Here is a 22,578-nt window from a genome sequence, read left to right as displayed (position 1 = left end):
AACTTACGAAACAGAATAGAAGCGAAAGAAAAGCGAAAATTCTCAGGATGTCGTCCTCGCTTTTTGGATCAGAAGATACAGGATCCTCTTCCGTTTCGAGATTTCCAGAGTTTCCAATTTTTTTCGGAAAGATCCTTCTCCCGAACGGGACCAATCGGAAATCATTGCGGCCTCCGGTAGCGGGAAGCCTAACTTTAATAATTCGTCTACCGTCAGACCGGAAAAAGGGACCTCCGGCGGTTTGGAGGAAGGGCTTTTCGTCGAAGAGCTGATCGTCGGACGATTTTCAGAAAAAGATCCGGTGGAAAGTCCGATGGAGGAAAAGCCGACAAGACCCGGCGTTTCTTTCCGGGCCAGGAGTTCTCCCGAGATTTGATTCTCCGTCCATGTGAACCCGATGGTGAATTTCGTTTCCACGAATCCGGATCCGTCGACGGATCTTTCTCCGCTCAAGCTCAATCCGAGATTTCCATACGGATCCGCTCGGACTAGAACACCTATCCTTTTGGTCTCGATCCGATTCTCCAAGAGGAAGCTGAGCTCTGTTTTTCGGTGAAGGAAGCCTAGAGACGCGTGCTGGGATTCCGGGGAAAGTCCGATTCGAAGTACGGTTCGAATTCCGTACATTTCCTGGGAAAGGAAGCTGATTCCTAAGGAATGGTTCGGTCGAGGATAACCTTTCGGGTCCAACCAAATCCATCTCAATTTGAGTTTTCCGTCCTCGAGGTTGGAAAGAGGAATTTGAACGGAGGCCCCGACCCTCGGTTTGGTCTCCGCTTCCCATCTGCCTAGAATGGAAAATTCCGCCTCTTGTCGCCAGGGAGAAGCCAGCCATTCCAAGGGAAACGTAGGGGAAGCGAAACAGGGAGAAAAAGGAAAAAGCAGAAATCCCCGGAAGATCGTTCGGATCACGGGGGGACAGGTTTCTGTTCCGTCGGATCCCGCGGGAAATTCCTCTGGAAAGCTCCTTTTTTCGAATTTTTCTCCCCGGTTCGACAGATTTGTCCGGAGGGGAAGATACAATGAAAAAAGCGGAAAACAAACCGCCGGAAGATTTCACTAAGAAAAAATTAGTAAACGCTTGACGGTAACTATATTTCGGTATAGTATATACCTATCCGTTTAGTAGATTATTCGTGAGTTTTTTCCAACTTTATGTCGTCTAAATAGACGAGGGAGAGAAAAAGTATGATGATTCGATCTCTGCAAGATACAGGAACGTATGAGAGAAGTCGGAAAGGCCTTACCGGGGCCGGGTTCGACTGGAGAGAGAGGGCAAGGTCAATCGAGCCGGACTCTAAGACGTTCGCAGATTATTTAGAAGAATCCTTCCATGGGGAAGTGGTTCAGGACGGAAATTGGTTTTCTGAAACCCTGTCCGAACTGAGCAAAAAGAATCTGAGAAAGATCTAATCCTGGGAAGGTTTGTCGGTCCCCTGCCGGATCCAAGAACCCGCATCGCCTATGAGGCGGATGCCTTGGATGACTGGGAATTGATTGCGGTCCTTTTGGGGAAGGGAGATCGAAATCGTTCTATCGAGGATCTCAGTCGGGAGATTCTCCGGATTACCAGAGGGTTGGGTGGGTTGCTCTCTATCGATATTGCCCGAAACCTACGTGTCCAAGGACTTGGAAGTGCAAAGGCTTCCGTTTTGATGGCCTCCGTAGAACTTGCGAGGCGTCTGAAATACAAATCTCTCCAAGGCGCCGCTTTTGACGCTACTGCCTTGGCAAGATATATGCGAACTCTCTTTCTACCCATGCGTAGGGAATGTTTCGTTCTTGCGACGGTTTCTCCCGCAGGGAATCTGCTTCGTGTCGAGATCGTTTCCAAAGGGAGCTTGGAGGAAGTAGGAGTTCATCCTAGAGATCTCGTTCGAATGGTATTAAACGACGAGGCTACGGAAGTCATCATCGCCCACAATCACCCCGGAATGACTTCGGAACCGAGCCCGGAAGATTGGGAAGTATACACTCGATTGGGTTCGATTTTATCCGAATTGGACGTATGCCTTTTGGATCATTGGATTTTTGGAATTGACGGGATCTTTTCCTGCAAACATTCTACTCGCCTAGACGAGGATTGAGCGTTTTTTTTCTTCCTTTTCCGAACTCCAGGTATTCGTGTTTCTTTCCAAATTTCTCCGAAAACTTAGAATCCTATCCGTTCTAGTCAGGCGGGATTATGCCCTCCAGTATGCCGGGTCCGCTTTGGGTTTGACCTGGATGTTTCTGCAGAATGCAAGCGTGATCCTGATTTACACGGTTGTTTTTTATTTTCTGGGCGTGCGTTCGGGAGGAGAAGATCCCAAGGAATATTTTTCGTACGTTTTGACCGGTTTGTTGTTCTGGATTCCACTCCAGGAATATCTGATCCGAGGAACTGGGATACTGACCGACAACCGCCATCTCATCAAACGATCCTCTCTCGGTCCGGAAATTTTTCTCTGGATTCCGTTTTCCCAGTACTTGTTGCATTGGGGGATCACGGCTTTGCCCGTTCTTTTTTGTTTGGTCTGGTTCGGCAGCGCGAATCTGACCGGATTCATTCCCGGCTTTTTGGTGGCATGCGGGACCGGTTTTTTCTTGGCCTGTTTGGTCGGCTATCTGGGTAGGATCAATATCATTCTGAGGGATATTTCTCCCTTGGTCCGACTCGTGTCGCAATTTCTTTTTTGGGGACTTCCCGTCCTCTACCATCCTTCGGGATTTTTGGGAAAGATGAACGTTTGGAATCCTTTCTTTTTTCCTCTTGAACTCTTTCGATCTTTCGTACTGAACGATTATAAACCGGAGGCTCACGTCGGACAATTTCTTCCGTTCTTAGGTTTATTTATTATGATTTTATTATTAAGTCGGAAGAAACTGAACCAAGTAGTGTTGGATCACCTTTGATACGCGTAGAAGGGATTCGTAAGATTTATTCAGGCTATAGCCGACCTTGGAACCGGCTATGGAACGCCTTGACGTTCGGATATTTCGGATCGGATATCAAATTTATCGCTTTGGACAATATCGGCTTTTCCGCCGACAAAGGCGAAATTCTGGGAATTATCGGTAGAAACGGCGCCGGAAAATCCACTCTTCTAAAACTACTAACGGGAGTTTCCCGCTCGGATTCCGGAAAAATGGAGAAGAGGGGATCGGTCCGTTCCATCCTGGAATTGGGAGTGGGATTTAATCCTGAATTGTCGGGAGAAGAGAACTTATATTACAACGGTTTGGTATGGGGTTTAGATCCGCAGGAACTTCTATCCTCCATGGACGAGATCTTTCGTTTTGCGGGACTTAGCGAATTTAAAAAGGTTCCGTTGAAGAATTATTCCTCCGGGATGACGATGCGACTCGGGTTCGCCTTGGCCACGGTGAAACGTCCGGACATATTGATCGTAGACGAAGCTCTGGCTGTGGGAGACGCGAGTTTTCAGCAGAAATGCCTGACTCGATTCCGAAAATTTTCCGAGGAAGGAACTTTGACTCTGATCGTAAGCCATGACCTGGAACTTCTGAAGTCCGTATGTACCCGGATTTTGATTTTGGAGAAGGGAAGGTTGGTGTACGACGGAGAGCCCGTTCGCGGATTCCGGGAATATATGCAGATCATCGCAGCTTCTTCCGCAGCGGAAGGAACCGTCTTGGAGCCGAGAGAAAGTATTCTGGATTCGGTGACGATTCGGCTTTCCCACGGAAATCGGACCAATCCTTCCCTTTTGCCCGTGGGAGCCGAAGTGGAATTATCCATCTCCGCGAAATTCAATCGTGGAGTGGATCGGCTGACTTTCGGGTTCCATATAGATGACCACAGGGGAATTCGATCCTTCGGCACGAATACGTTTCATCTCGGTCAGGAATTGCGAGGGATACGGGAAGGAGAGTGGGTCCACGCGAGTTTCCGCTTTCCACTGAATTTTTCATCCGGAAAATATTCTCTAGGAGTGGCCCTGCATTCCGGAGAGAGCCATGTGGAAGGTTCCTATTTGTGGAGGGACGGGGTCCTAGAATTCGAATTGGAGCGCCTCGATCTAAGCAAATTCGAAGGAGTCGCTTGGATTCCGGTCCGGTCCGCCACGAAAAAAGGCGACCCTGCCTAGATAAATTCCTTCCCACTTCCTCTTTGCTCCCTAATTTGGTCTTCGTATGAAAGTATGCGTGATCGGTAGCGGGTATGTCGGCTTAGTGGCGGGCGCCTGCTTTGCGGAATATGGAAACAACGTAATCTGCGTGGACAAGGATTCCAAAAAAATCGAAAATCTGAAGAACGGCATCATTCCCATTTACGAGCCAGGGCTCTCCGAATTGGTTTTGAACAATTGTAAGGAGAAGCGTTTGGAGTTCACGGTTTCCTTAAAGGAAGGCGTGGAAAAATCGGATCTTATTTTCGTCGCGGTAGGAACTCCTACATCTGCGGACGGATCCGCGGACTTGTCCGCCGTTTTCGCCGTGGCCGAAGAGATCGGAAAATCGATGAACGGTTATAAGGTGATCGTCGACAAATCGACTGTCCCCGTCGGTACTGCGGCGAAAGTAAAAGAAATCCTAAGCAAGAATACCAAGTATGAATTCGACGTGGTTTCCAATCCCGAATTTCTAAAAGAAGGAGCGGCCATAGACGATTTCATGAGACCGGAACGGGTCGTCATAGGGGCGGATAGCGATCGGGCCAGCGATCTAGTCGCAAAGCTCTATGCACCTTTCGTACTCAACGGAAATCCTATTCTGCGTATGGGGACCGTATCTGCGGAACTTACGAAATATGCATGTAATGCCTTCCTTGCTACGAAAATTTCTTTTGCCAACGAGATCGCGAACCTTTGCGAGTCGGTAGGCGCCGATTACGAGGATGTTCGGAAAGGAATGGGAACGGATTCTAGAATCGGCCGACAATTTTTGTACGCCGGTATCGGTTACGGCGGTTCCTGTTTTCCGAAAGACGTTCGCGCTCTCATCCGCACTTCGGAACAGTTCGGCAGATTGCTTCGGATTATCCAGGAAGTGGAAGCTGTCAACGAGGATCAAAAACTACGCCTGTTCGAAAAGATAGAATCGTTTTACGGAAAAGGCGGAATCAAAGGAAAAAAATTCGCAGTTTGGGGACTGGCCTTCAAGCCGGGAACGGATGATATGAGGGAGGCCCCCTCGATTCCTCTCCTTTTAAAATTACACGAAGAGGGAGCCGAAATTCGCGCATTCGATCCGGTCGCGAAGGAAACCTCCGAAATCTACTTTCAGGGTAAGGTCCAATACGGGGAAGACGCATATTCCGTATTGGAAGGCGCCGATGCACTTTTGCTTTTGACGGAGTGGAGGGAATTCCGCGAGCCGGATTTGCAGAGGATGAAAAGTCTTTTGAAGAATCATGTGATTTTTGACGGCAGAAACCAGTATCGTCCGGATTCGTTGAAGAAAGAAGGATTTGAATATTTTTCTATAGGGCGTTGAGAGTCCCCACCCTACTCTGGGCGGGGGCCGGTGCGGTGGTACCCCCGAAGCGGCATCGCAACGCGCATAGCATGGATTCTTTTTTAAGTCAACCGTTTCTGTAAAAAATTGTTTGTATGACCTCCTGCACGAAAATATTGCAAAAAAGGTTGGCGATATCATTTTTTTGTGATAGAGAAATTTTGGGATTGGCCCACGAGCCCACCGCCTCCACCCGAACCTGGGTGGGGGCCGCCGAATCCCTTACTATACCACACTCCTAGTCCAGCCCTCTGAGCAGAGTTTCGATGTCCTTTTTTTCGTCGGGATCGGAGGTAAGTTCGAGCGCTTTCGTGAGATCGGATTTGGCTTCGAGTTTCTTTCCGATTTCCTTGTAAGCCAAACCTCTGTAATAGAACGCAGACTGGGCGTAGCCCGTTCCTGGGGGATATTTGTCCAGATATAAGCTGAAAGTCTTGATCGTCTTTTCGTAATTTTCCATTTCCGCATATGTGATCCCCAGGTTGAACAAGGACCGGTGTCTGACTTCCGGTTCGGAATCTTTTCCGAGTTCGGAGGAAAAGGATTTATAAAAGAAATTCGCGGCTTTCTGATATTCTCTTCCTTCAAAATAGTATTCGCCGATCTTCAATAGAAGTTTCGGATCTTCAGGACTTTTTTTTAGCGACGCCAACAGATTCGATTCCTGGTCCCGTTTTTCGTAAGCCTTTTTCAAGGTTTTCACCACGGTTTTAGAATCGGGCATGCCTGTAATCTTTTCCGTGATGCTTCCGTTTCGATCCAGAAAGAGCAGGGTAGGGTATCCTGAAACGGAATATTTTCTTTTTAGATTCGGAAATCGGTCGCCGTCCAAAGAAAGCAGAACGAATCGGGATAGTTCGGCTTGGACTTCTTTGCGAGGATAAATCTCGTTTTTCAAAGTCTTACAATACCCGCACCAATCCGCGTAAACATCGATGAAGATCGGTCTTCCCTCCCGCTTTGCCTTGGCAAAGGCTTTCTCTACGGAAGTTTCCCAGGCGACGCCCGCGAATAACGGACCGAAAGACGACACGAATAAACAGAAGAGTAAGACTAAGTAGAAAAACGCTGCTTTTAGTTTCATAGGTACTGAACTCGAACGGTCTTTTTTTCCAATATAAGGAAAATGGGAATTCGGAAAAAGTCGGTTTTTTGGTTTACCCAAGGAGACGAATCCGGAAATTCGAAGTAAATCTCCAGGGGGAAAGATGGAATTTCTGCTTCAGCTCGAAGAAATCCTAAAAAGAAGGAAGACGGACCTCCCGGAAAAATCCTATACGGCAGACCTCTTTCGGGGAGGAGTCGATCGGATCCTAAAGAAGATTGGGGAAGAAGCTGGAGAAGTCATTATCGCCGCCAAAAACGCGGATCAGAAGGAGCTTACCCACGAGGCCGCGGACCTTTTATTTCATCTACAGGTGCTATTAGTGGAACGCGGACTTTCTCTTTCGGACATCGTTTCGGAATTACACAAGCGCCATTCCTGAGCTTTTTGCTTCCGACTTTCGAGCTCATCAGTTCTCGGAAAAACTCGGATCCGGATTAAAGGATCCCCAGGTCGGAGCAATATCGACTGAAACGTTCCAGACCTTCCTTGTCCGAATCCGTAATTTCATAATGTAGTTCTTGAGTAAGATACGTGCGGACCAAGTCGGAAGGTAGACGGCTTTCTTTGTTTATGATTTCCTCGATATGGCTTTGTCCGTACTGTAAGGAATCTAAAAAAAAGGAATCGGGAAGTTCCAGAGGTTTCTTGGAGGCCCATAGGGCAAAGATAAAGGAAGTCCCCGTGACTTCGTACCACCAACCGGCCAAATCCTTGACTTCGTAAATTTCCGGGTCCCATTCCGCGAAGAGCGCGTTATCGCCGAAGAGCATGTGGGATCCTCTTCCTAAAGTGATTTCTTCTCTGATAATTTTCGGATCGGTAGGGGCAACCTCGGGCAAATGACCGGATTCGATATGGACTAAAACACGAACCAGAGCCATGCTCGTTCTCGATCCGTTATCGGTGAGGATTCGGAACGGAGGATAAGGTTCCTTCTTATTTCTAAAGAACTTGATGGATCGGACCTTTTCCTTCGCACAGACGCCGACTTTCGTAGAAACGGAAAGCACTTCGGAATTCCTAAGGCATTCGATAGAAGAGATCAAGCCTACATCGACCAACCCGCGTAATAGGTAGTCTTTCAATAAGGAAGGGTTTTCCGGAACCACCGTGTGATCGGGATTATGTTCAAAACCCCAAGTCAAAGGTCTTGCATTTAGGTGTTTAACGATACCGATTTTCACTCTCGATTTTCCGGATTTTACCTTTGGGTGTCGTTAATAGCCAGAAAACCTGCCGCAAGAATCCTATCCAGAAAAATTAGCTTTTTCCTTTTCTTTTCAAACTCCATTCCCGACTGTATTCCAGGATGGGAAATGCCCGTCGGATACTAGTGATGAGCGGAAAAGAACGCGTCGTAATCTCCTTGAACTATGAGGTCCTAAACGGAGATCATGAGGATTTACGCGCATTTCTGAATTCTCATTTGGAAGGAAGCCCTTCACTAGTCGTCTTGGATCTCCAAGAAGTGCAGGTACTCACTTCCATTGCCTTGGGAGCTTTGGTAGCTTTTGCAAACCGCTTAAGAAGCCAGGGAACGAGATTGGAAACTGTCAACGTTTCTCCCAAACTTTTAGAAATTATAAAAATTGTTTCCTTAGACCAGACCTTAGGAATTCGCTAATTCATGGAAGATACTTTTTCGCATTTGGTCCAGATTTCGGACGAAGAATTTCGTTTTGTTAAAGAATTAATGCACAAAGAGACCGGGATTTTTCTGGCGGATCACAAAAAGATCATGGTCCAATCCAGGTTGAACTCCCGAGCCAGATTTCATAAAATGGGGAGCGTTTCGGATTATATCCGTGCTCTTCAGGCGGATCGGAAATTTTTCAATAGTGAATTAACGGAACTCATTAATCGAATCACTACGAACAAGACCGACTTTTTCCGGGAGAACCATCATTTCGAATTCCTTAAAAACGTTTTTTTTCCTTCGCTGGAAGAGAAAGCGGACAAAACCGGCAGGAAAACTCTACGTATTTGGTCGAGCGCCTCTTCCACCGGGGAGGAACCTTATTCGATTGCGATTACTTGCGCCGAATATTTTGCGTTCAAACCGGGATGGGATATAAAAATCTACGCATCCGACATCGATACGAACGTCGTCAAGACGGCTCAGGAAGGGATTTATAAACCTGAAAGATTGGAGCCGGTCAGTGAAGCTTTGAAAAAGAAATATTTTCTGCGGGTCAAGGACTTGTCGGGAAAAGACGAGGATTTGTACCACGCGAAGCCGGAATTAAAATCGATGTTGGAATTCCGAAAGATCAATCTTTTGGAAACGCCTTATCCCTTTGTCGAAAAGATGGATTGCGTGTTTTGTCGAAACGTGATTATTTATTTCGATAAACCCACTCAAAAGAAGATTTTTGAAAACTTCGAGCGAGTACTTAAGGACAGAGGGCTTCTGATTATCGGGCATTCCGAAACTCTATTCGGAATTTCGGAAGCGTACAAGTTTTTAGGACATACGATCTATCAAAAGAAACCGTCGATTTAACGGGACCCGATTTTCTTTTTGAGCGCAGATCCTGCCCGAAAAGATAATTCTAATTTAATTTGAATTTTTCCGCGATCTTCTTTAGGATTTCGGCGTTATCGGACAACCCTTTGGAGGAGGATGAAATATCCTCTGCACCCGTCGCCGTATTGATCGTGTGCTCGTTGATCTGGACGATCACGTCGGCTATTTCCTGAACCGCTCTCCTCTGTTCGGCAGTGGCGATCTTTACGGATTCGGATTCGGCCCCGACTCTTTCCGCTTTTTCATTGACGACCCGATTCACTTCTTCTTGCTTCGACATGATTTCATTGAGTTTGTCCATCGCTTCGGATACGCGATCCACGTCGCGTATGATCGAATGAATGATTTCCGTGGAGGACTGGATTCCTTTTGCTCCGGCATCTAATTCGGAATTGTTTTTAGCGATCATTGCCGATATCGATTTGATCGAGGATGCGGTCTTTTCCGAAAGTTTCGAAATTTCTTCCGCCACTACTGCGAATCCTTTTCCTGCCTCTCCTGCTCGGGCCGCTTCTATCGCCGCATTCAATGCAAGCAATTGGGTCTGGTCTGAAATGTCGTTGATGATTCCTACGATCGCTTTCATTTCTCCGGAGGATTTCAATATGTTCGAAATCATATTCGTCATCCCGGTCAGGGAATTTTCCCCTTTTTTCGCCTCCAAGGAGATTGATTTAGCGATTCCTAACGTATTCTGGATTTCTTCTCCGATCCTCCTGATGCTCTGCGAAAGTTCCGAAATCTTAATCCGGAATTCCGATATGTTTCTATGTTGGTTCTCCGTGGTCGTCGAAATAGCCTCCATACCTGCGGACATCTCTTCGATCGTCGCAGACATTTGCTCGGTGGACGCGGCAGTCGATTGCGCCGAATTGGAAAAATTCTCTGAGCTTGAGAAAAGTTTTTCGACGGAATTTGCGAGATCGAAGGAGATCCTCTGTATATCGTTAAGCGAAGATTTTAGGCCATCTAGGAAGGCGTTCGTATCTCTGCTTAGGTCTCCGATCTCGTCTTCGTGAACGATCTCCAATTGTTTGCTTAGATCCCCTTCCGACATCGATCTGAACAGGATTCTTGCGTCTTCGAGAGGCTTTAGACGAAGAGATAGTAATCTGTAAAGGAATACGACCGAAATGACCAGAAATAGCGCCGAGAAGACGAGAATTCTTATGAGCATGGAGTGGGCTACTTGACCGAGTTCGTCTTTGGAAACCACCGCAGCCACCGTGAGTTTGTATTCGTCGATGCGGTATACTGCCGCTATTTTTTCCTTCTTAAAGAAATACTCCATGTATTCGTCCGACTTCAGTTGCAACATGCTTTTGCCCCAGTCGGTTTTGGATAAATTCAATTTCATGATCAAAGATTTATCAGGATGTCCTACGACCGTTCCGTCGAAATCCGTGATCGCAATATATCCGTCGGATCCGATCTTGATATCTTTGACGACCGTCTCGGTCACCGTGTTCATGGACAGTGAGAACGCGAGGATCCCGACTACCTGCTTGTTTTCCATCACGGGAACCGTCAAAAGGACGACGGGTTCCTTGGTGATTGGAGAAATGGCGACTTTGCCGAGATGAGGTTTCCCTTTCAGAGAGGCTTCGATATTCTCGTCGAACCCGATGTTTCCCCAGCGAAAATTCAATCCTTTACCGGTCGCGTCCGCGAATACCATCGGGTTTTTTTCGGGAGTGGACAGAAAGACGTTCTCGTATATTCCGAATTTCGTATTTAATTCGGAAAGCATGGCGTTTAATGTCGCTTGATCCCGCGCCACAACCGCTTTTACGTAAACGGGCTGCGCCGAAATGAACTGGGCTTGTAAAAACTGGGTGTCGAAAAAACTCTTGATATGCTTGGCGCTGACTCGGCAGATTTTTTTCATTTCGTCTATATAGGTTTCTTCGATATAGTTTTTTGCCGTATAATAAGCGAAAGAGGAAAGGGCAGCCGTAAGTAGGATCACGGTTGCGGTGCTGGAGGCTAATAAGATGATCTTTAAACTGTTACGTCGCATTTCTTTCCGTGCAGGATTCTATATTTTTCCGACCTAGGGAGTTTGCTCTAAGCAATCGAAAGGAGTCGTCGAAATTTTCCTACTAATTCCCATTATCGGATGAAAGAGTAGCTATATTTTGAATTTCTCGGTGATACTTCTCAATGTTTCCGCCGTCCCGGCAAGATTTTGGGCGGAAGAGGACATCTGCTCCGAACCCGAAGCGGTGTTCAAGGTGTGTTCGTTAATCTGTACGATCACCTGGGAGATTTCGCTTACGGCCCGTTTTTGTTCTCCCGTCGCTAATTTGACGGATTCCGCTTCGCTGCCGATCTTATCCGCTTGCTCGTCAACGATTCGGTTGATTCCTTCCTGAGCGGAAGTAATTTCGAAAAGGTGATTCATGGCATTTGCGACGGAATCCACGTTTTGGATAATACCGTGAATGATTTCCACCGAGGATCGGATTCCCTTCGCGCCCACGTCCAATTCCGTGTTATTCTTATTGATCATCTCTCCTATCGATTTGATGGAAGAGGCGGTCTTTACGGACAATTTGGAGATTTCCTCCGCAACTACGGCAAAACCCTTTCCTGCTTCACCGGCTCTGGCGGCTTCTATCGCCGCATTTAGCGCGAGTAGTTGGGTTTGGTCCGAGATATCATTGATGATGCCGATAATCGCTCTCATTTCCCCGGAGGAAACTAGAATGTTCTCTATCATCCTGCTCATACCTTTCAAGGACTCTTCCCCTTTTTGGGCCTGATCGGAAATCGCCTTGGCGGTGCCCAGTGTTCCCTGGATTTCCACTCCGATCTTTCTTACTCCCGCGGAGAGTTCCTTTATTTTGGAATGGAACGCCAACACGTTTACATATTGGGTTTCCGTAATGGAAGATATGCTTTCCATGCCGGCAGTCATTTCCTCGATGGTCGCGGACATCTGTTCGGAGGATGCTGCAGTGGATTGCGCTCCGCCGGCGAAAGACTGTGAGGAAACGTTCATCTCTTCCGAGGCCGAAGCGAGTTCGAATGCGATTTTTTGTATGTCCCGGATAGAGTTCCTTAAGCTGGCGATGAAGGTATTCATTTCGCGATTCATAACGCCTATTTCGTCTTCATAGGTGGATTTAACATTCGACGTTAAATCCCCTTGGGCCATGCTTTGGAAGACTAGGCTCGCCTCGGTCAGAGGGTTTAGCCTTCGTTTCAACAATAGATTAAGCGTCCATAGCGCGAGAAATGCCGTAACCGAGGAGGCGGCTATAATCACCCAAAGCAGTTCCCGGAAGGAACTCCAAACTTCGGTTTTCGGCAGAATTGCTACCACGATGCTATTCCAGTCTTTCAGACGATAAATCGTGGAGTATCTACTCTGCCCTCTGAATTCGAACTCCATCATCTCTCCGGAAGGAAGAGTCAACATCGTGTTTCCGTAACTAGTTTCTTTCAGATTGATATTCATGATCATGTCTTTTTTGGGATGCGCATATATCGCTCCCGAAGTCGTCATCGCCGATAGATATCCTTGCTTTCCGATTTTGTAATTCTTGATCACTTTTTCCGAAAGCGATTCCAAGGAAAGGGCTAGGCCGATGATTCCGATCACTTTCCCGCCTTCCCGTACGGGAACGGTCAATAAGGAAACCGGCAGCTGAGTGATCGGAGAACGGAGCGGTTCCCCGAGAAAATGTTTCCCTTCCAAGGCGACCTTGATGTTCGGAATGTTCTGTTCCTTGCCGATTCTAAGTCCGGTTCCTTTGATCATCGCATCCGTGATCACTACAGGAGTCTCCTCCGCCGTGGTTACGAATATGTTTTCGTATGTTCCGAACCGTTTTTGAATCTCCTGGTAAAGCGGCTGTGCGATCGGTTTTCCCGTTCGGATCGTTTCTTTGGTTCTCTGGTCTTCGGCGAGAGTATGTGCGATCGCAAGGTGGGTATCGTAGAAGTTTCCTATTTCCTGAGCTGCCGCCTGGCTCGCCCCTCGCATCTGTTCAAAATAGATCTCTTCGATCCGGTCCTTTCCGGCCAGCAGCGCGATAGCGGATACGGTTCCCACCAAGATTACGATGATCAAAACACTATAAGAAAGTAGAATAAAAACTAAGCTCTGACGTTTCATTGGTACCTATTTTAAAAGACGACATGATTGTGAAAAATTTTCGAAATAGTCAAGATTTTGCTGTAAAGAATAATTCTGTATCTATAATCCTTACGGTATATTCCCGGATCTAGGTTTTACGCAAATTCCTTTTCCTACAACCGATTTGCTTTGCAGTTGCCGCTAAAAGGGTTTGGACGAATCTTGGAACATAAATTGGAATCCGTCCATTATTCTGTCCTATACAGGGAAATCCTTTTCTATTTTCAGGAGGCCTTTTCTCCCGAATCGGAGTTTCTTTTTTTGGACGGCACCGCCGGAGAAGGAGGACATAGCCTTCTCCTGTTACGCAACTTTCCGAATTCTAAACTTATTCTACTAGATCGCGACGCGACAATGCTGAAACGAGCCGAGTCTCGGTTGGCGGAATTCTCGGATAGAATCCTGTCCGTTGAGGCCAATTTTTCGGAAGTAGATTCGGATTTTTTAAGAAAAATAGGCGCAGATCGGAATCCGGACGGAATTTTACTCGATCTGGGTATTTCCACTTTCCACTTACTGCACGCGGGGAGGGGCTTCAGTTTTCGCGAAGACGAACCCTTGGATATGCGCCTTTCCTCGGGTGGAGGGATTTCCGCGGAAGACGTGATCAATACCTATCCTGAAAAGATTTTGAGTAAGATCTTTTACGAATACGGAGAGGAAAGGTGGACCAAGAAAATCGTGGAAGCGATCCTGGAGAGGAGAAGGCACGGCCGTATCGCATACACAGGAGAGCTCGCCCAGCTTGTTTCCAGAGTGATTCCGCGAAAATTCTGGCCCCCCGGCAGACATCCTGCTACGCGCGTATTTCAGGCATTGCGTATCGAGGTGAACCAGGAACTTATGCATATCGAGTTCGGGATCGGAAAACTTCTCGAGGTATTGGCGGAAGGGGGAAGGTTCCAAGTGATTTCCTTCCACTCCCTGGAAGATCGAATCGTAAAGAACCAATTCAGGGATTATGCCCGTTCTCATTCCGCCAAGTTGGTGACTAAAAAACCGATCCTTCCTACGGAAGAGGAAGTCCGGGAAAACGCGGCGTCCAGATCCGCAAAATTACGGGTAATCGATAAACTCTCCGCGTCCGATATTAGAAAAGAAGAGAACGGGGACGAAGAAGAATGAGTCGGCTGAAAGATTGGTACCATAGCCGGATCTGGGGTGATCTCGGATTTTTAGCCCTCGTCTTTTTGAAAATCGGTCTTCCGGTCTCCCTTCTATTCTTATTCGTATGGCAGAACGTCCAGGTCTCCAGACTCAACCGGGAGATTTCTCTGAGTTCCCAGGAAAAGAAACTTCTCCTGAAGAAAAACGACGACCTGAAAATAGGGATGGCCACTTATACGTCCGCTCGACGCATCGAGGCACTGTATCGGAAAACGTATCATTACTTGCCGATTACGGTGGGGGATCGTATCATTACCGTAACGCTCCCCCCCGAGCGGAACGAGTCCGATTTTGAAACTTTCCGTTCTCCTTAAAGCATTTCCCGAAATCAGAACATCTTCCCCGTTTTCTTCGGAAGAGGAAGTAGGTTATGTCCGTACGGACTCGCGTAGACTTTCCGAAAGGGATCTGTTTTGCGTACCGGATTCTTTAGGACCGAAAGGTCGGGAATATGCGGCTCTTTCTACCTGTAGGTTCGTTCTATTCTCCGATCGGGAAAATGCCTCTCGCGAATTACCGGGAAAGATTGTACTATACAGTCGGATCGACCCCGATCGATTGGCGGGCAGGATCGCATCTTTTCTTTTAGACTATCCTTCGGAAAAATTGAAGGTGGTCGGAGTTACGGGAACGAATGGAAAGACTTCTCTGACTCATATCTTAGCCTCTTTGGGGGAAGCCGCAGGCAAACGCACCGCTGTGATCGGAACCGTCGGAGTCAAGTTCCAAGGTAAAAAATTGGATACTGGATACACTACTCCCGATGCGTGCAGCCTCCAGGAAATTCTGAACGAAATGCAAATCGCGGGCGTGGAATACGTGTTTATGGAGGCAAGTTCCCACGGTTTAAAATTAGGGCGGACGTTAGGCACTGTCTTTCGCGCGGGCATCTTCACGAATCTGACCCAGGATCATCTCGACTTCCATCCGGACATGGAAGATTATCTAAAGAGCAAGAGCATCCTGTTCCGTTCTTTGGGGAAGGATCCTTCCGTTTTCGGAGTACTCGATCTTTCCGTTTCCGGAGGAAAAGAGATGCAGGAACTCCTTTCCGCAGATTGCCCGAATTTGAAATTGTACGCTTTGGGAGAAAAGGGAAAAGAGTTTGGAATCTCGAACGAGGAATTTTCCTTAACGGAGACGACTTACGACCTGAATTTGCCGATCGCTTGGGGAGGGCCCGTAAAAGTTCGGACCAATCTTCTCGGAGGTTTCAACGTCCGGAATACCGCCTTGGCCCTAACGGCGGGATTCGCATTCGGATGGGAGAAATCCCTCTTACTGGAAGCGCTGGGTCGTATTCCTCAAATTCCGGGGCGTTTTCAGATCTATTATAGTCCGGATCGATCTAGAATGGCAGTTGTGGATTATGCCCATACTCCGGATGCTTTGAAAAATATTTTGACCAGCGTCCGGGAATCCAATCCGAAGGAACTCATTTTATTATTCGGATGCGGCGGGGACAGGGATAGAACCAAACGTCCGCAAATGGCAGGCATCGCGGAATCCCTCGCGGATCGGGTCATCCTAACTTCCGACAATCCTAGGACGGAAGATCCTGAATCCATTTTGGACGAGATCCAGGCGGGATTTTCCCCGGGTTATCTCCCGGTCTTCCGAACTGCGGACCGGGCAGCAGCGATCCGAAAAGGGGTTTTACTATTGAAGGAAGGAGGATGCCTTTTGGTCGCGGGAAAAGGGCACGAGGATTATCAGATTATCGGAAAGGAAAAACGTCATTTCGACGACGGGGAAGAAATACAAAAAGCTTGGCTCTTTGCCGAATCCGGACGATAGGATCTAAGAACCCCCGATCGGTTTAAGAGGATTATGTTCTATTACGTATACGAATACTTTTTTAGGGAATGGGATTCCCTCCGTATCTTCAGCTATGTAACCTTCAGAGCTTTGATGGCCGGGCTGACCTCTATGTTTTTAACGTTTTGGTTCGGTGGAAAAGTGATCGATTTTCTATACGGATTGAAGTTCAGAGAAAGCGTGAGGGATGACGGTCCCAAATCTCACAGCGCCAAGTCCGGAACTCCCACGATGGGAGGATTGATGATCATCGGAGCTCTTCTCTTTTCCGTTCTTCTTTGGGGGAATCTTAAGAACCCGAACATCTTGCTGCTTCTGAGCGGTGCGATTTTATTTTCCGCTTTGGGATTCTGCGACGATTATATGAAGTCGGTGAAAAAGATCAAAGGTGGAATGAGGGCGAGAACCAAGTTCGTTCTTTCCGTTCTGTTGTCCGCCGGTTTTTGTATAGCGTACTTTTATTATACAGGCGAAGCTCCCGGCGGGACATCGGGAAGAATTCCGTTCCATCTGACCGATTTATTTTTGCCCTTCGTAAAAGGACCGGTTTTGGCCTTGGGAATTTTTGCGATTCCGTTTTCCATCCTAGTGATTTTAGGCGCTAGTCACGGAGTCAATCTCACCGACGGACTGGACGGTCTTGCCGGCGGAACGGCATGTATTTCCGTGACTACTCTCGCGATCATCTCTTACGTGTCGGGAACTCCGGTCGCGGCGAACTATTTAAATATTCCTTATTTACCCGGAGCCCACGAATATAGCGTGTTTCTTTCCGCTCTGGCAGGAGCGCTGATCGGTTTCCTTTGGTTCAATACGCATCCGGCCCAGGTATTCATGGGAGATACCGGTTCCCTCTTTCTCGGAGCTACCATCGGAATGACCTGCGTTATGTTGAAAAAGGAGATCCTGCTCGTTATTTTAGGAGGAATCTTCGTGGCGGAATCCCTTTCCGTTATCCTCCAAGTAGGTTCCTTTAAGCTGACTCAGAAAAGGATATTCAAGATGGCGCCCTTACACCACCATTTCGAGTTAGGGGGAATCTCGGAAACCAAGGTGGTCATTCGGTTCTGGATCGTCGCAGTCATCCTTGCGATCATCTCCCTTTCTAGTCTCAAAATCCAATGAAATCCCTGGTCGGAAAATGGAAGGACTTCTGGGAGTCTCCCGGGACTCCTTTCGATCTGCCGACGGTGGGCGCCGTTTTTCTACTTCTCTTATTCGGGATCTGCATCATGTATTCCAGCTCTTCCGTCACGGCTTGGAGAGACTTTCACGATTCGGAATATTTCCTGAAGAAGCAGCTTTTATGGGCCTGCATCGGACTTGCGGTTTTTTTCTTTTTCGCGAATTTTCCCTACCGTCGTTTGGAAAAGGTGGCCTTGGTCGGAATTCTACTAAGTATCTTACTCTTAGGTCTTGTGTTCATTCCCGGAGTCGGAAAATCCGTCGGAACTTATTACGGAAGGAATTTCCATCGATGGATCGGAATCGGTCCTTACCAACTTCAACCTTCCGAAATCGCGAAACTCGCAGTGGTCGTTTATCTTTCCTCCATGGTTTCCAAGTGGAGGGAAAAGGAAAATCGGGAACCCAAGAAATTTCTGGTACCGGGAGTTCTGCTTTTGACCGTACTGGTTCTAATCTTGGCAGAGCCGGCTTTCGGTACTACGATGGAGATCCTATTCGTGGTATTGGCCTTCGTCTTTCTGTTCGGTTTTCCGATCCGAAGCCTCCTGCTAGTGGGATTGGTTTCCCTTCCGTTGGCCTATCTTTTGGTGGATAGGGTCGGCTATAGAAAGAAAAGGATGGAGGTTTGGTTGGATCCTTATAAGTTCCGCTTCGACGAAGGACACCAGCTCGTCACCTCTTTTCGGGCGTTTCTGGATGGAGGATGGTTCGGAAGCAAGTTGGCTAGCGGCTATGCCCACAGATATCTTACCTATAGTCATACGGACTTCGTGCTGGCGACTTTCGTGGAGGATTTCGGGTTCGCCGGATTTCTCTTCTTTTTCGGGATCGTGCTGTTTTTGCTCTACAGGATTTACGTTCTATTGAAGAAGGTCGCGGATCCGTTCGGTTTTTATCTGGGTGCGGGGCTATTGTTCATTTTAGGAACCCAATTCGTGATTAACAGTTATGTGGTAACCGGCCTCTTCCCGATCACGGGTATCAGTCTTCCGTTTATGAGCTACGGCGGATCTTCTCTCCTCGTGGTTTTGGCGGCCTTCGGAATTCTTGTCAATATAACCAGACGGGAGAACTTAGGCGTATGAGATCCGTCCTGATCGCCGCCGGAGGTACCGGCGGACACATATCTCCAGGGGTCGCGCTTGCGGAAGTCCTGGTTTCCGCAAAAGAAACGTACGGTTTCGACAAGGTCTATATCCATTCCCTTTATCGCAATAAGGACAATCCGGACCTGAAGCAGGCGCCTTGCGAAGTTCTCTGGCACAATACTCCGAATCTTTCCGGGAATTTTCTGTTATTACCCTTCCGTTATGTGTTCCATTTGCTCAAATCCTGGTTTCAATTCTCCAGATTAGGTGTCGATGCGGTGATCGGAATGGGAGGATACTCCAGTTTTCCCGCGCTACTGTTCGGCTTGATCTTCCGAAAGCAGATCTTGTTATGCGAACAAAATTGTATACCGGGTAGCGTAAATCGGATCTTCTTCCGATTCGCCAAAAAAGCGGCTTTCAGTTTTCCTCCTAAGTCTGTACAACTTTCCTGCGAGTGGGAGATCTTGGGCAATCCGCTTCGAAAGAAGGCCGTTCCTAAGTTGACCCTGAAGTTCGGCGAAAAATGGGATCCGAAGAAAAAGAAACAATTTAACGTTTTAGTGATGGGCGGTTCTCAAGGAGCCAGACAAATCAATAATATCGTGGTGAATCTGATGAAGCACGACTTCATCCAAGAACGATTCCGTTTTAGAATGCTGACCGGAACCGCACTTTACGACGAGGTCTCCAAAAAAACCAAGATGGCGGATCTGATTTCGTACTCGGACAATATGGCCGAGCATTACGAATGGGCCAATCTGGTTGTCGCGCGTTCCGGTTCCGGCGTACTTTCGGAATGCGCCGCCTTTGCCCTTCCAATGATTCTGATTCCTTACCCGTTCGCAAAGGATGACCATCAGACCGCCAACGCGAAATACATGGAAGCGAACGGTGCCGCGGTCGTGATCGAACAGAAAGACGAGGACGAAAGCAGATTGTTCCAAGTGTTGAACGATTTTGCTGAGAATCCTCAGGTGTTGAACGATATCTCCGTCAAGTCCTTGGAATGTTCCCACGTGGACGCGGCAGAAGAAACGATTCGATTTTTCTTCGGAAAGGGTTGATGTCCGAAATCGAATTTTCCGGACTCGAGCTTCCTTTTTCCAAACCTTTTTTTCTGGGCATAGGCGGCTCCGGCATGTCCAGCCTCGCGCATATACTCATCGATCTAGGAATGCCCGTTGCCGGATACGACGGGAAGAAGAGTTCGACGACGGCGGAGTTGGAAAAGAAAGGCGCGAAGATTTACGGTCGACATGACGAAATTCCCGCATCCTTCGACGCCGCGATCTATTCCTCAGCGGTAAAGATCGGAGCCCATCCGGTGGCGAATATTTTCGAAAAACGGAATATTCCTTTCTACCATCGCTCTCGAGTCCTGCACGATTGCTTTTCGCATCGAATCGGAATCGCTGTGGCAGGCTCCCACGGAAAGACGACCACCGCGGCGATGACCTCCTTTCTCCTGGATGCCGTCGGAATGGATCCTTCCGTAATGGTCGGCGGAGAAGTCGCATTCCTGGGAGGAAAGGGCGGAAGATTCGGTTCCGGAGAATTTGCGGTATTTGAATCCGACGAATCTGACGGGACGTTTCTGAACCACGACGCACCCATACGTATTCTGACGAATATAGACGACGATCACCTGGATTACTTTAAGACTCGGGAAAATCTCCTGGCCGCCTTCGGAGAGTTCGTTCGGAAAGGGAGCCGCAGAGTGATCTTGAATTTGGACGATCCGGGGATCCGCGAGTGCTTGCATTCCGTTGATACGAGGGAAAGAATATTCGGTTTTACTGAAATTCTTCCCGACGGATGGAGCAAGTCCATGCAGAGTGCCGCCTCGGATTCCTCGGTTCCGTACAAGCTGGAAAGCGGAACACTTACGTTTCTATACCGGGCGGAAGAGATTTCTTTTCGGTCCAAATTTCCCGGAGCACATTATCTCCGGAACTCTCTTGCGGCAGTGATGGCGGGAATAGAAGCGGGGATTCCTGCAAAACGAGGAGCGGAGGTCGTTTCCGGTTATTCCGGAGTAAAGCGAAGGTTGGAATTCATGGGCTCCAAATCGGGAGTGGACGTGTATGACGATTACGGTCATCATCCCACGGAAGTTCGCGCGGTGCTTGCTTCTATGCGGGAAATGTCTGCGACCGGAGGAAAGACAATCGTTCTCTTCCAACCTCACCGCTATACCCGCACTGAAAACCTCTACAAGGAGTTTGCGGAAAGTTTGGACACGGGCGATCTGGTCTATCTGTTACCGATCTATTCCGCCGGAGAAGATCCCATTTCCGGTGTCGGTTCCGAGTTGATCGCAAAGTCCATGAAAAAGAAAGTTCAGATATTAAGCGAAGACGTTCAGGCCGGTTGCAAGGAATTGAGCCTTTGCTTGGAAAAAGGGGACAAGCTGCTGACATTGGGAGCGGGAAACGTCCGGGATTGGGGACTCCAGTTCCTTTCCTATTCGAAAGCGGATTCCGGCATTTCTCCAGTATAATTCCAGTGACCCATTTTTCGATCCTTTCTGGGATCGGATTTTCCGTACAGGTGCAACGTATATCTGGAATCGGAAAGATATTTCGTCCATTTTTCGGAAGTAGGTTCGTAATCCTGTCCAAGGATATTCTTCATCGAACTAGGAAGGGCTGGGTTCGAATCCGGCAGGGGAAGTCCGGCAAGAATACGTACCTGCAATTCGAACTGGGAAATCCCGGCTGCGTCCTGGGAAAAATGACCGGAATTATGGGGGCGGGGTGCGAATTCGTTTAATATGAATACGTTACCCTTTACGAAAAATTCCAGCCCGAAGACTCCCGCGTAATTTATCCCTTCCGCCAAACGGATTGCGGCTTCTTTCATTCCTTCTTTTACATTCTGGGAGAAACGTCCAGGATGGACGGTGAGGTCGAGAATATGGTTCTTATGAAAATTTTCGGAAGGCGGAAAACAGAAGATTTTTCCTTCAGTGTTTCTCGCTAGGATCACGGAGGCTTCCTTTTCAAAGTCGAAATATTCCTCCAAAATAAGATCCAAAGGTTCGCTGCCGATCGATTCCGCCCAGAATCGGAACTCTTCCCTATTCCTGTACTTTGTCTGGCCTTTTCCGTCGTAACCGAAGGAAGAGGTTTTTAAGATTGCCGGGAACTTGCAGGACTCGACGGCAGCTAAGGCTTCCGATCGATTCGTGATCGGATAAAAGGCGACAGTGGGCAAACCCAATTTGCGAAAGGTGGATTTTTCGCGGATCCTATGCTGGGCGATCCGAATGCATTCCGGAGACGGATAGACTCTGAGTCCGTTCTTCTCGGAAAATTTCTGAATCAGATTCAATTCGGCGTTCGGAATGTTTTCGAATTCGAAAGTCAGAGCGTCCAAACCCTGCAGGTATTTCAGTAACGCGTCTTCGTCTTCGTACGGGGCCACCGTTTCCTCGGCTCCCGCCAGAAATGCGGGACTGTTCCTCTCCGGAGAGTAAACGGAGGTTCTGTATCCCATCCGGATCGCTTCTTGCGCGAACATTCTTCCGAGCTGTCCGGAACCCATGAGTCCTAGACGTGAAGGAGGCAATAGGGTTTTATTCATGATAGAAGATCGTTTTTAGATAAGGCTTCTTCCCGAAGTTTCGTGCGATATTCTTCGAGCTTACGAGCCAAGCTTTCATCCCGCAGAGCAAGGATTCTGGCCGCTAACAGCCCGGCATTTTTCGCCCCGGCTGCCCCTATGGCGAGGGTCCCTACGGGAACTCCGCCGGGCATTTGCGCGATGGAGAGTAGGCTGTCCAGTCCGTTCAACTGGGAGGATTTTACCGGAACTCCTAATACCGGAAGATCCGTAAGAGAAGCGACCATTCCTGGAAGGTGGGCCGCGCCCCCTGCGCCCGCAATGATGATTTCGAATCCCTTAGACTTGGCCGTTTTTGCGAAATCGACCATCAATTCGGGAGAACGATGGGCGGAGACGATTTCCTTATGACAAGGAACTCCCAGCGCTTCGAGAACGAGGACCGATTCCTTCATCGTTTCCCAATCGGAATGGCTTCCCATAATGATCGCTACTTTCGGTTGCACGCTTG

General features: G+C 48.1%; 22 protein-coding genes. 15 read left to right on the top strand and 7 right to left on the bottom strand.

Annotated features, from left to right (window positions below):
* Positions 1-42: 42 nt before the first annotated feature.
* A complete protein-coding gene (locus tag EHO60_RS15260; RefSeq protein ID WP_135769077.1) occupies positions 43-912 on the bottom strand; it encodes a hypothetical protein in 870 nt (289 codons plus the stop codon).
* Between the two features lie 276 nt (positions 913-1,188).
* Here EHO60_RS15260 and EHO60_RS15255 point away from each other — a divergent pair, with 276 nt between their 5' ends.
* Genes EHO60_RS15255 through EHO60_RS15235 form a run of 5 tightly spaced genes read left to right on the top strand, consistent with a single transcriptional unit; the run spans position 1,189 to position 5,439 of the window.
* A complete protein-coding gene (locus EHO60_RS15255) occupies positions 1,189-1,413 on the top strand; it encodes an LIC12298 family protein (RefSeq protein WP_135769076.1) in 225 nt (74 codons plus the stop codon).
* Entirely contained in the window at positions 1,413-2,087 is a 675-nt protein-coding gene (locus EHO60_RS15250; RefSeq protein WP_210409382.1) for a JAB domain-containing protein, read from the top strand. The genes EHO60_RS15255 and EHO60_RS15250 overlap by 1 nt, the downstream gene beginning before the upstream one ends.
* Before the next feature lie 37 nt (positions 2,088-2,124).
* On the top strand, positions 2,125-2,895 hold the full coding sequence (locus EHO60_RS15245) for an ABC transporter permease (protein ID WP_135769075.1): 771 nt from the start codon (positions 2,125-2,127) through the stop codon (positions 2,893-2,895).
* Positions 2,892-4,091 carry an ABC transporter ATP-binding protein gene (locus tag EHO60_RS15240; RefSeq protein ID WP_135769074.1) on the top strand — a complete coding sequence of 400 codons (1,200 nt, stop codon included), beginning with the start codon at positions 2,892-2,894 and terminating at the stop codon, positions 4,089-4,091. Before EHO60_RS15245 ends, EHO60_RS15240 begins: the two co-directional genes overlap by 4 nt.
* Positions 4,092-4,137: 46 nt before the next feature.
* Positions 4,138-5,439: a UDP-glucose dehydrogenase family protein gene (locus EHO60_RS15235; RefSeq protein WP_135769073.1), complete on the top strand. Its 1,302-nt coding sequence runs from the start codon at positions 4,138-4,140 to the stop codon at positions 5,437-5,439.
* A gap of 259 nt (positions 5,440-5,698) precedes the next feature.
* Here EHO60_RS15235 and EHO60_RS15230 read toward each other — a convergent pair whose 3' ends face one another.
* Complete coding sequence (locus EHO60_RS15230; RefSeq protein WP_135769072.1) at positions 5,699-6,544, bottom strand: thioredoxin family protein; 846 nt, start codon at positions 6,542-6,544, stop codon at positions 5,699-5,701.
* A gap of 124 nt (positions 6,545-6,668) precedes the next feature.
* On the opposite strand from EHO60_RS15230, the gene hisE reads away from it, so the two are divergent.
* The gene (gene hisE / locus EHO60_RS15225; RefSeq protein WP_135769071.1) at positions 6,669-6,947 is read left to right on the top strand and encodes a phosphoribosyl-ATP diphosphatase; all 279 of its coding nucleotides are present in this window, start codon (positions 6,669-6,671) and stop codon (positions 6,945-6,947) included.
* A 55-nt stretch (positions 6,948-7,002) separates the two neighbouring features.
* On the opposite strand, the gene EHO60_RS15220 is transcribed toward hisE, so the two are convergent.
* Positions 7,003-7,752 carry a menaquinone biosynthetic enzyme MqnA/MqnD family protein gene (locus tag EHO60_RS15220; protein ID WP_135769070.1) on the bottom strand — a complete coding sequence of 250 codons (750 nt, stop codon included), beginning with the start codon at positions 7,750-7,752 and terminating at the stop codon, positions 7,003-7,005.
* Between the two features lie 152 nt (positions 7,753-7,904).
* On the opposite strand from EHO60_RS15220, the gene EHO60_RS15215 reads away from it, so the two are divergent.
* Both EHO60_RS15215 and EHO60_RS15210 read left to right on the top strand, forming a co-directional pair.
* A complete protein-coding gene (locus EHO60_RS15215; RefSeq protein WP_135769069.1) occupies positions 7,905-8,192 on the top strand; it encodes an STAS domain-containing protein in 288 nt (95 codons plus the stop codon).
* Between the two features lie 3 nt (positions 8,193-8,195).
* Positions 8,196-9,071, top strand: a complete 876-nt coding sequence (locus EHO60_RS15210) for a CheR family methyltransferase (RefSeq protein ID WP_135769068.1) — start codon at positions 8,196-8,198, stop codon at positions 9,069-9,071.
* A gap of 49 nt (positions 9,072-9,120) precedes the next feature.
* On the opposite strand, the gene EHO60_RS15205 is transcribed toward EHO60_RS15210, so the two are convergent.
* Both EHO60_RS15205 and EHO60_RS15200 read right to left on the bottom strand, forming a co-directional pair.
* Entirely contained in the window at positions 9,121-11,115 is a 1,995-nt protein-coding gene (locus tag EHO60_RS15205; protein WP_135769067.1) for a methyl-accepting chemotaxis protein, read from the bottom strand.
* A gap of 111 nt (positions 11,116-11,226) precedes the next feature.
* The gene (locus tag EHO60_RS15200; protein ID WP_135769066.1) at positions 11,227-13,218 is read right to left on the bottom strand and encodes a methyl-accepting chemotaxis protein; all 1,992 of its coding nucleotides are present in this window, start codon (positions 13,216-13,218) and stop codon (positions 11,227-11,229) included.
* A 195-nt stretch (positions 13,219-13,413) separates the two neighbouring features.
* Between EHO60_RS15200 and rsmH the strand changes: the two genes are divergently transcribed.
* Genes rsmH through murC form a run of 7 tightly spaced genes read left to right on the top strand, consistent with a single transcriptional unit; the run spans position 13,414 to position 21,003 of the window.
* Positions 13,414-14,364 carry a 16S rRNA (cytosine(1402)-N(4))-methyltransferase RsmH gene (gene rsmH / locus EHO60_RS15195; protein ID WP_425460309.1) on the top strand — a complete coding sequence of 317 codons (951 nt, stop codon included), beginning with the start codon at positions 13,414-13,416 and terminating at the stop codon, positions 14,362-14,364.
* Positions 14,361-14,720, top strand: coding sequence for a hypothetical protein (locus EHO60_RS15190; protein ID WP_135769064.1), 360 nt, complete (start codon positions 14,361-14,363; stop codon positions 14,718-14,720). Before rsmH ends, EHO60_RS15190 begins: the two co-directional genes overlap by 4 nt.
* Positions 14,698-16,203, top strand: a complete 1,506-nt coding sequence (locus EHO60_RS15185) for a UDP-N-acetylmuramoyl-L-alanyl-D-glutamate--2,6-diaminopimelate ligase (RefSeq protein ID WP_135769063.1) — start codon at positions 14,698-14,700, stop codon at positions 16,201-16,203. Before EHO60_RS15190 ends, EHO60_RS15185 begins: the two co-directional genes overlap by 23 nt.
* A 33-nt stretch (positions 16,204-16,236) precedes the next feature.
* Positions 16,237-17,349, top strand: a complete 1,113-nt coding sequence (gene mraY, locus EHO60_RS15180; RefSeq protein ID WP_135769062.1) for a phospho-N-acetylmuramoyl-pentapeptide-transferase — start codon at positions 16,237-16,239, stop codon at positions 17,347-17,349.
* The gene (locus tag EHO60_RS15175) at positions 17,346-18,497 is read left to right on the top strand and encodes an FtsW/RodA/SpoVE family cell cycle protein (protein WP_135769061.1); all 1,152 of its coding nucleotides are present in this window, start codon (positions 17,346-17,348) and stop codon (positions 18,495-18,497) included. Before mraY ends, EHO60_RS15175 begins: the two co-directional genes overlap by 4 nt.
* The gene (locus tag EHO60_RS15170; protein WP_135769060.1) at positions 18,494-19,567 is read left to right on the top strand and encodes a UDP-N-acetylglucosamine--N-acetylmuramyl-(pentapeptide) pyrophosphoryl-undecaprenol N-acetylglucosamine transferase; all 1,074 of its coding nucleotides are present in this window, start codon (positions 18,494-18,496) and stop codon (positions 19,565-19,567) included. Before EHO60_RS15175 ends, EHO60_RS15170 begins: the two co-directional genes overlap by 4 nt.
* Positions 19,567-21,003, top strand: coding sequence for a UDP-N-acetylmuramate--L-alanine ligase (murC, locus tag EHO60_RS15165; RefSeq protein ID WP_135769059.1), 1,437 nt, complete (start codon positions 19,567-19,569; stop codon positions 21,001-21,003). Before EHO60_RS15170 ends, murC begins: the two co-directional genes overlap by 1 nt.
* Here the strand turns inward: murC and EHO60_RS15160 are convergent.
* Together EHO60_RS15160 and purE are read right to left on the bottom strand one after the other, a co-directional pair.
* Positions 20,967-22,088, bottom strand: coding sequence for a 5-(carboxyamino)imidazole ribonucleotide synthase (locus EHO60_RS15160; protein WP_135769058.1), 1,122 nt, complete (start codon positions 22,086-22,088; stop codon positions 20,967-20,969). The genes murC and EHO60_RS15160 overlap by 37 nt on opposite strands.
* Positions 22,085-22,573 (bottom strand): 5-(carboxyamino)imidazole ribonucleotide mutase, encoded by a 489-nt coding sequence (gene purE / locus EHO60_RS15155; RefSeq protein WP_135769057.1) that lies wholly within the window; start codon positions 22,571-22,573, stop codon positions 22,085-22,087. Before purE ends, EHO60_RS15160 begins: the two co-directional genes overlap by 4 nt.
* Positions 22,574-22,578 lie beyond the last annotated feature (5 nt).

Source organism: Leptospira fletcheri, assembly GCF_004769195.1.
Lineage (GTDB): Bacteria > Spirochaetota > Leptospiria > Leptospirales > Leptospiraceae > Leptospira_B > Leptospira_B fletcheri.
The sequence above is the reverse complement of the archived record's forward strand: the minus strand, read 5'-3'. Positions and strand labels throughout refer to the sequence as shown.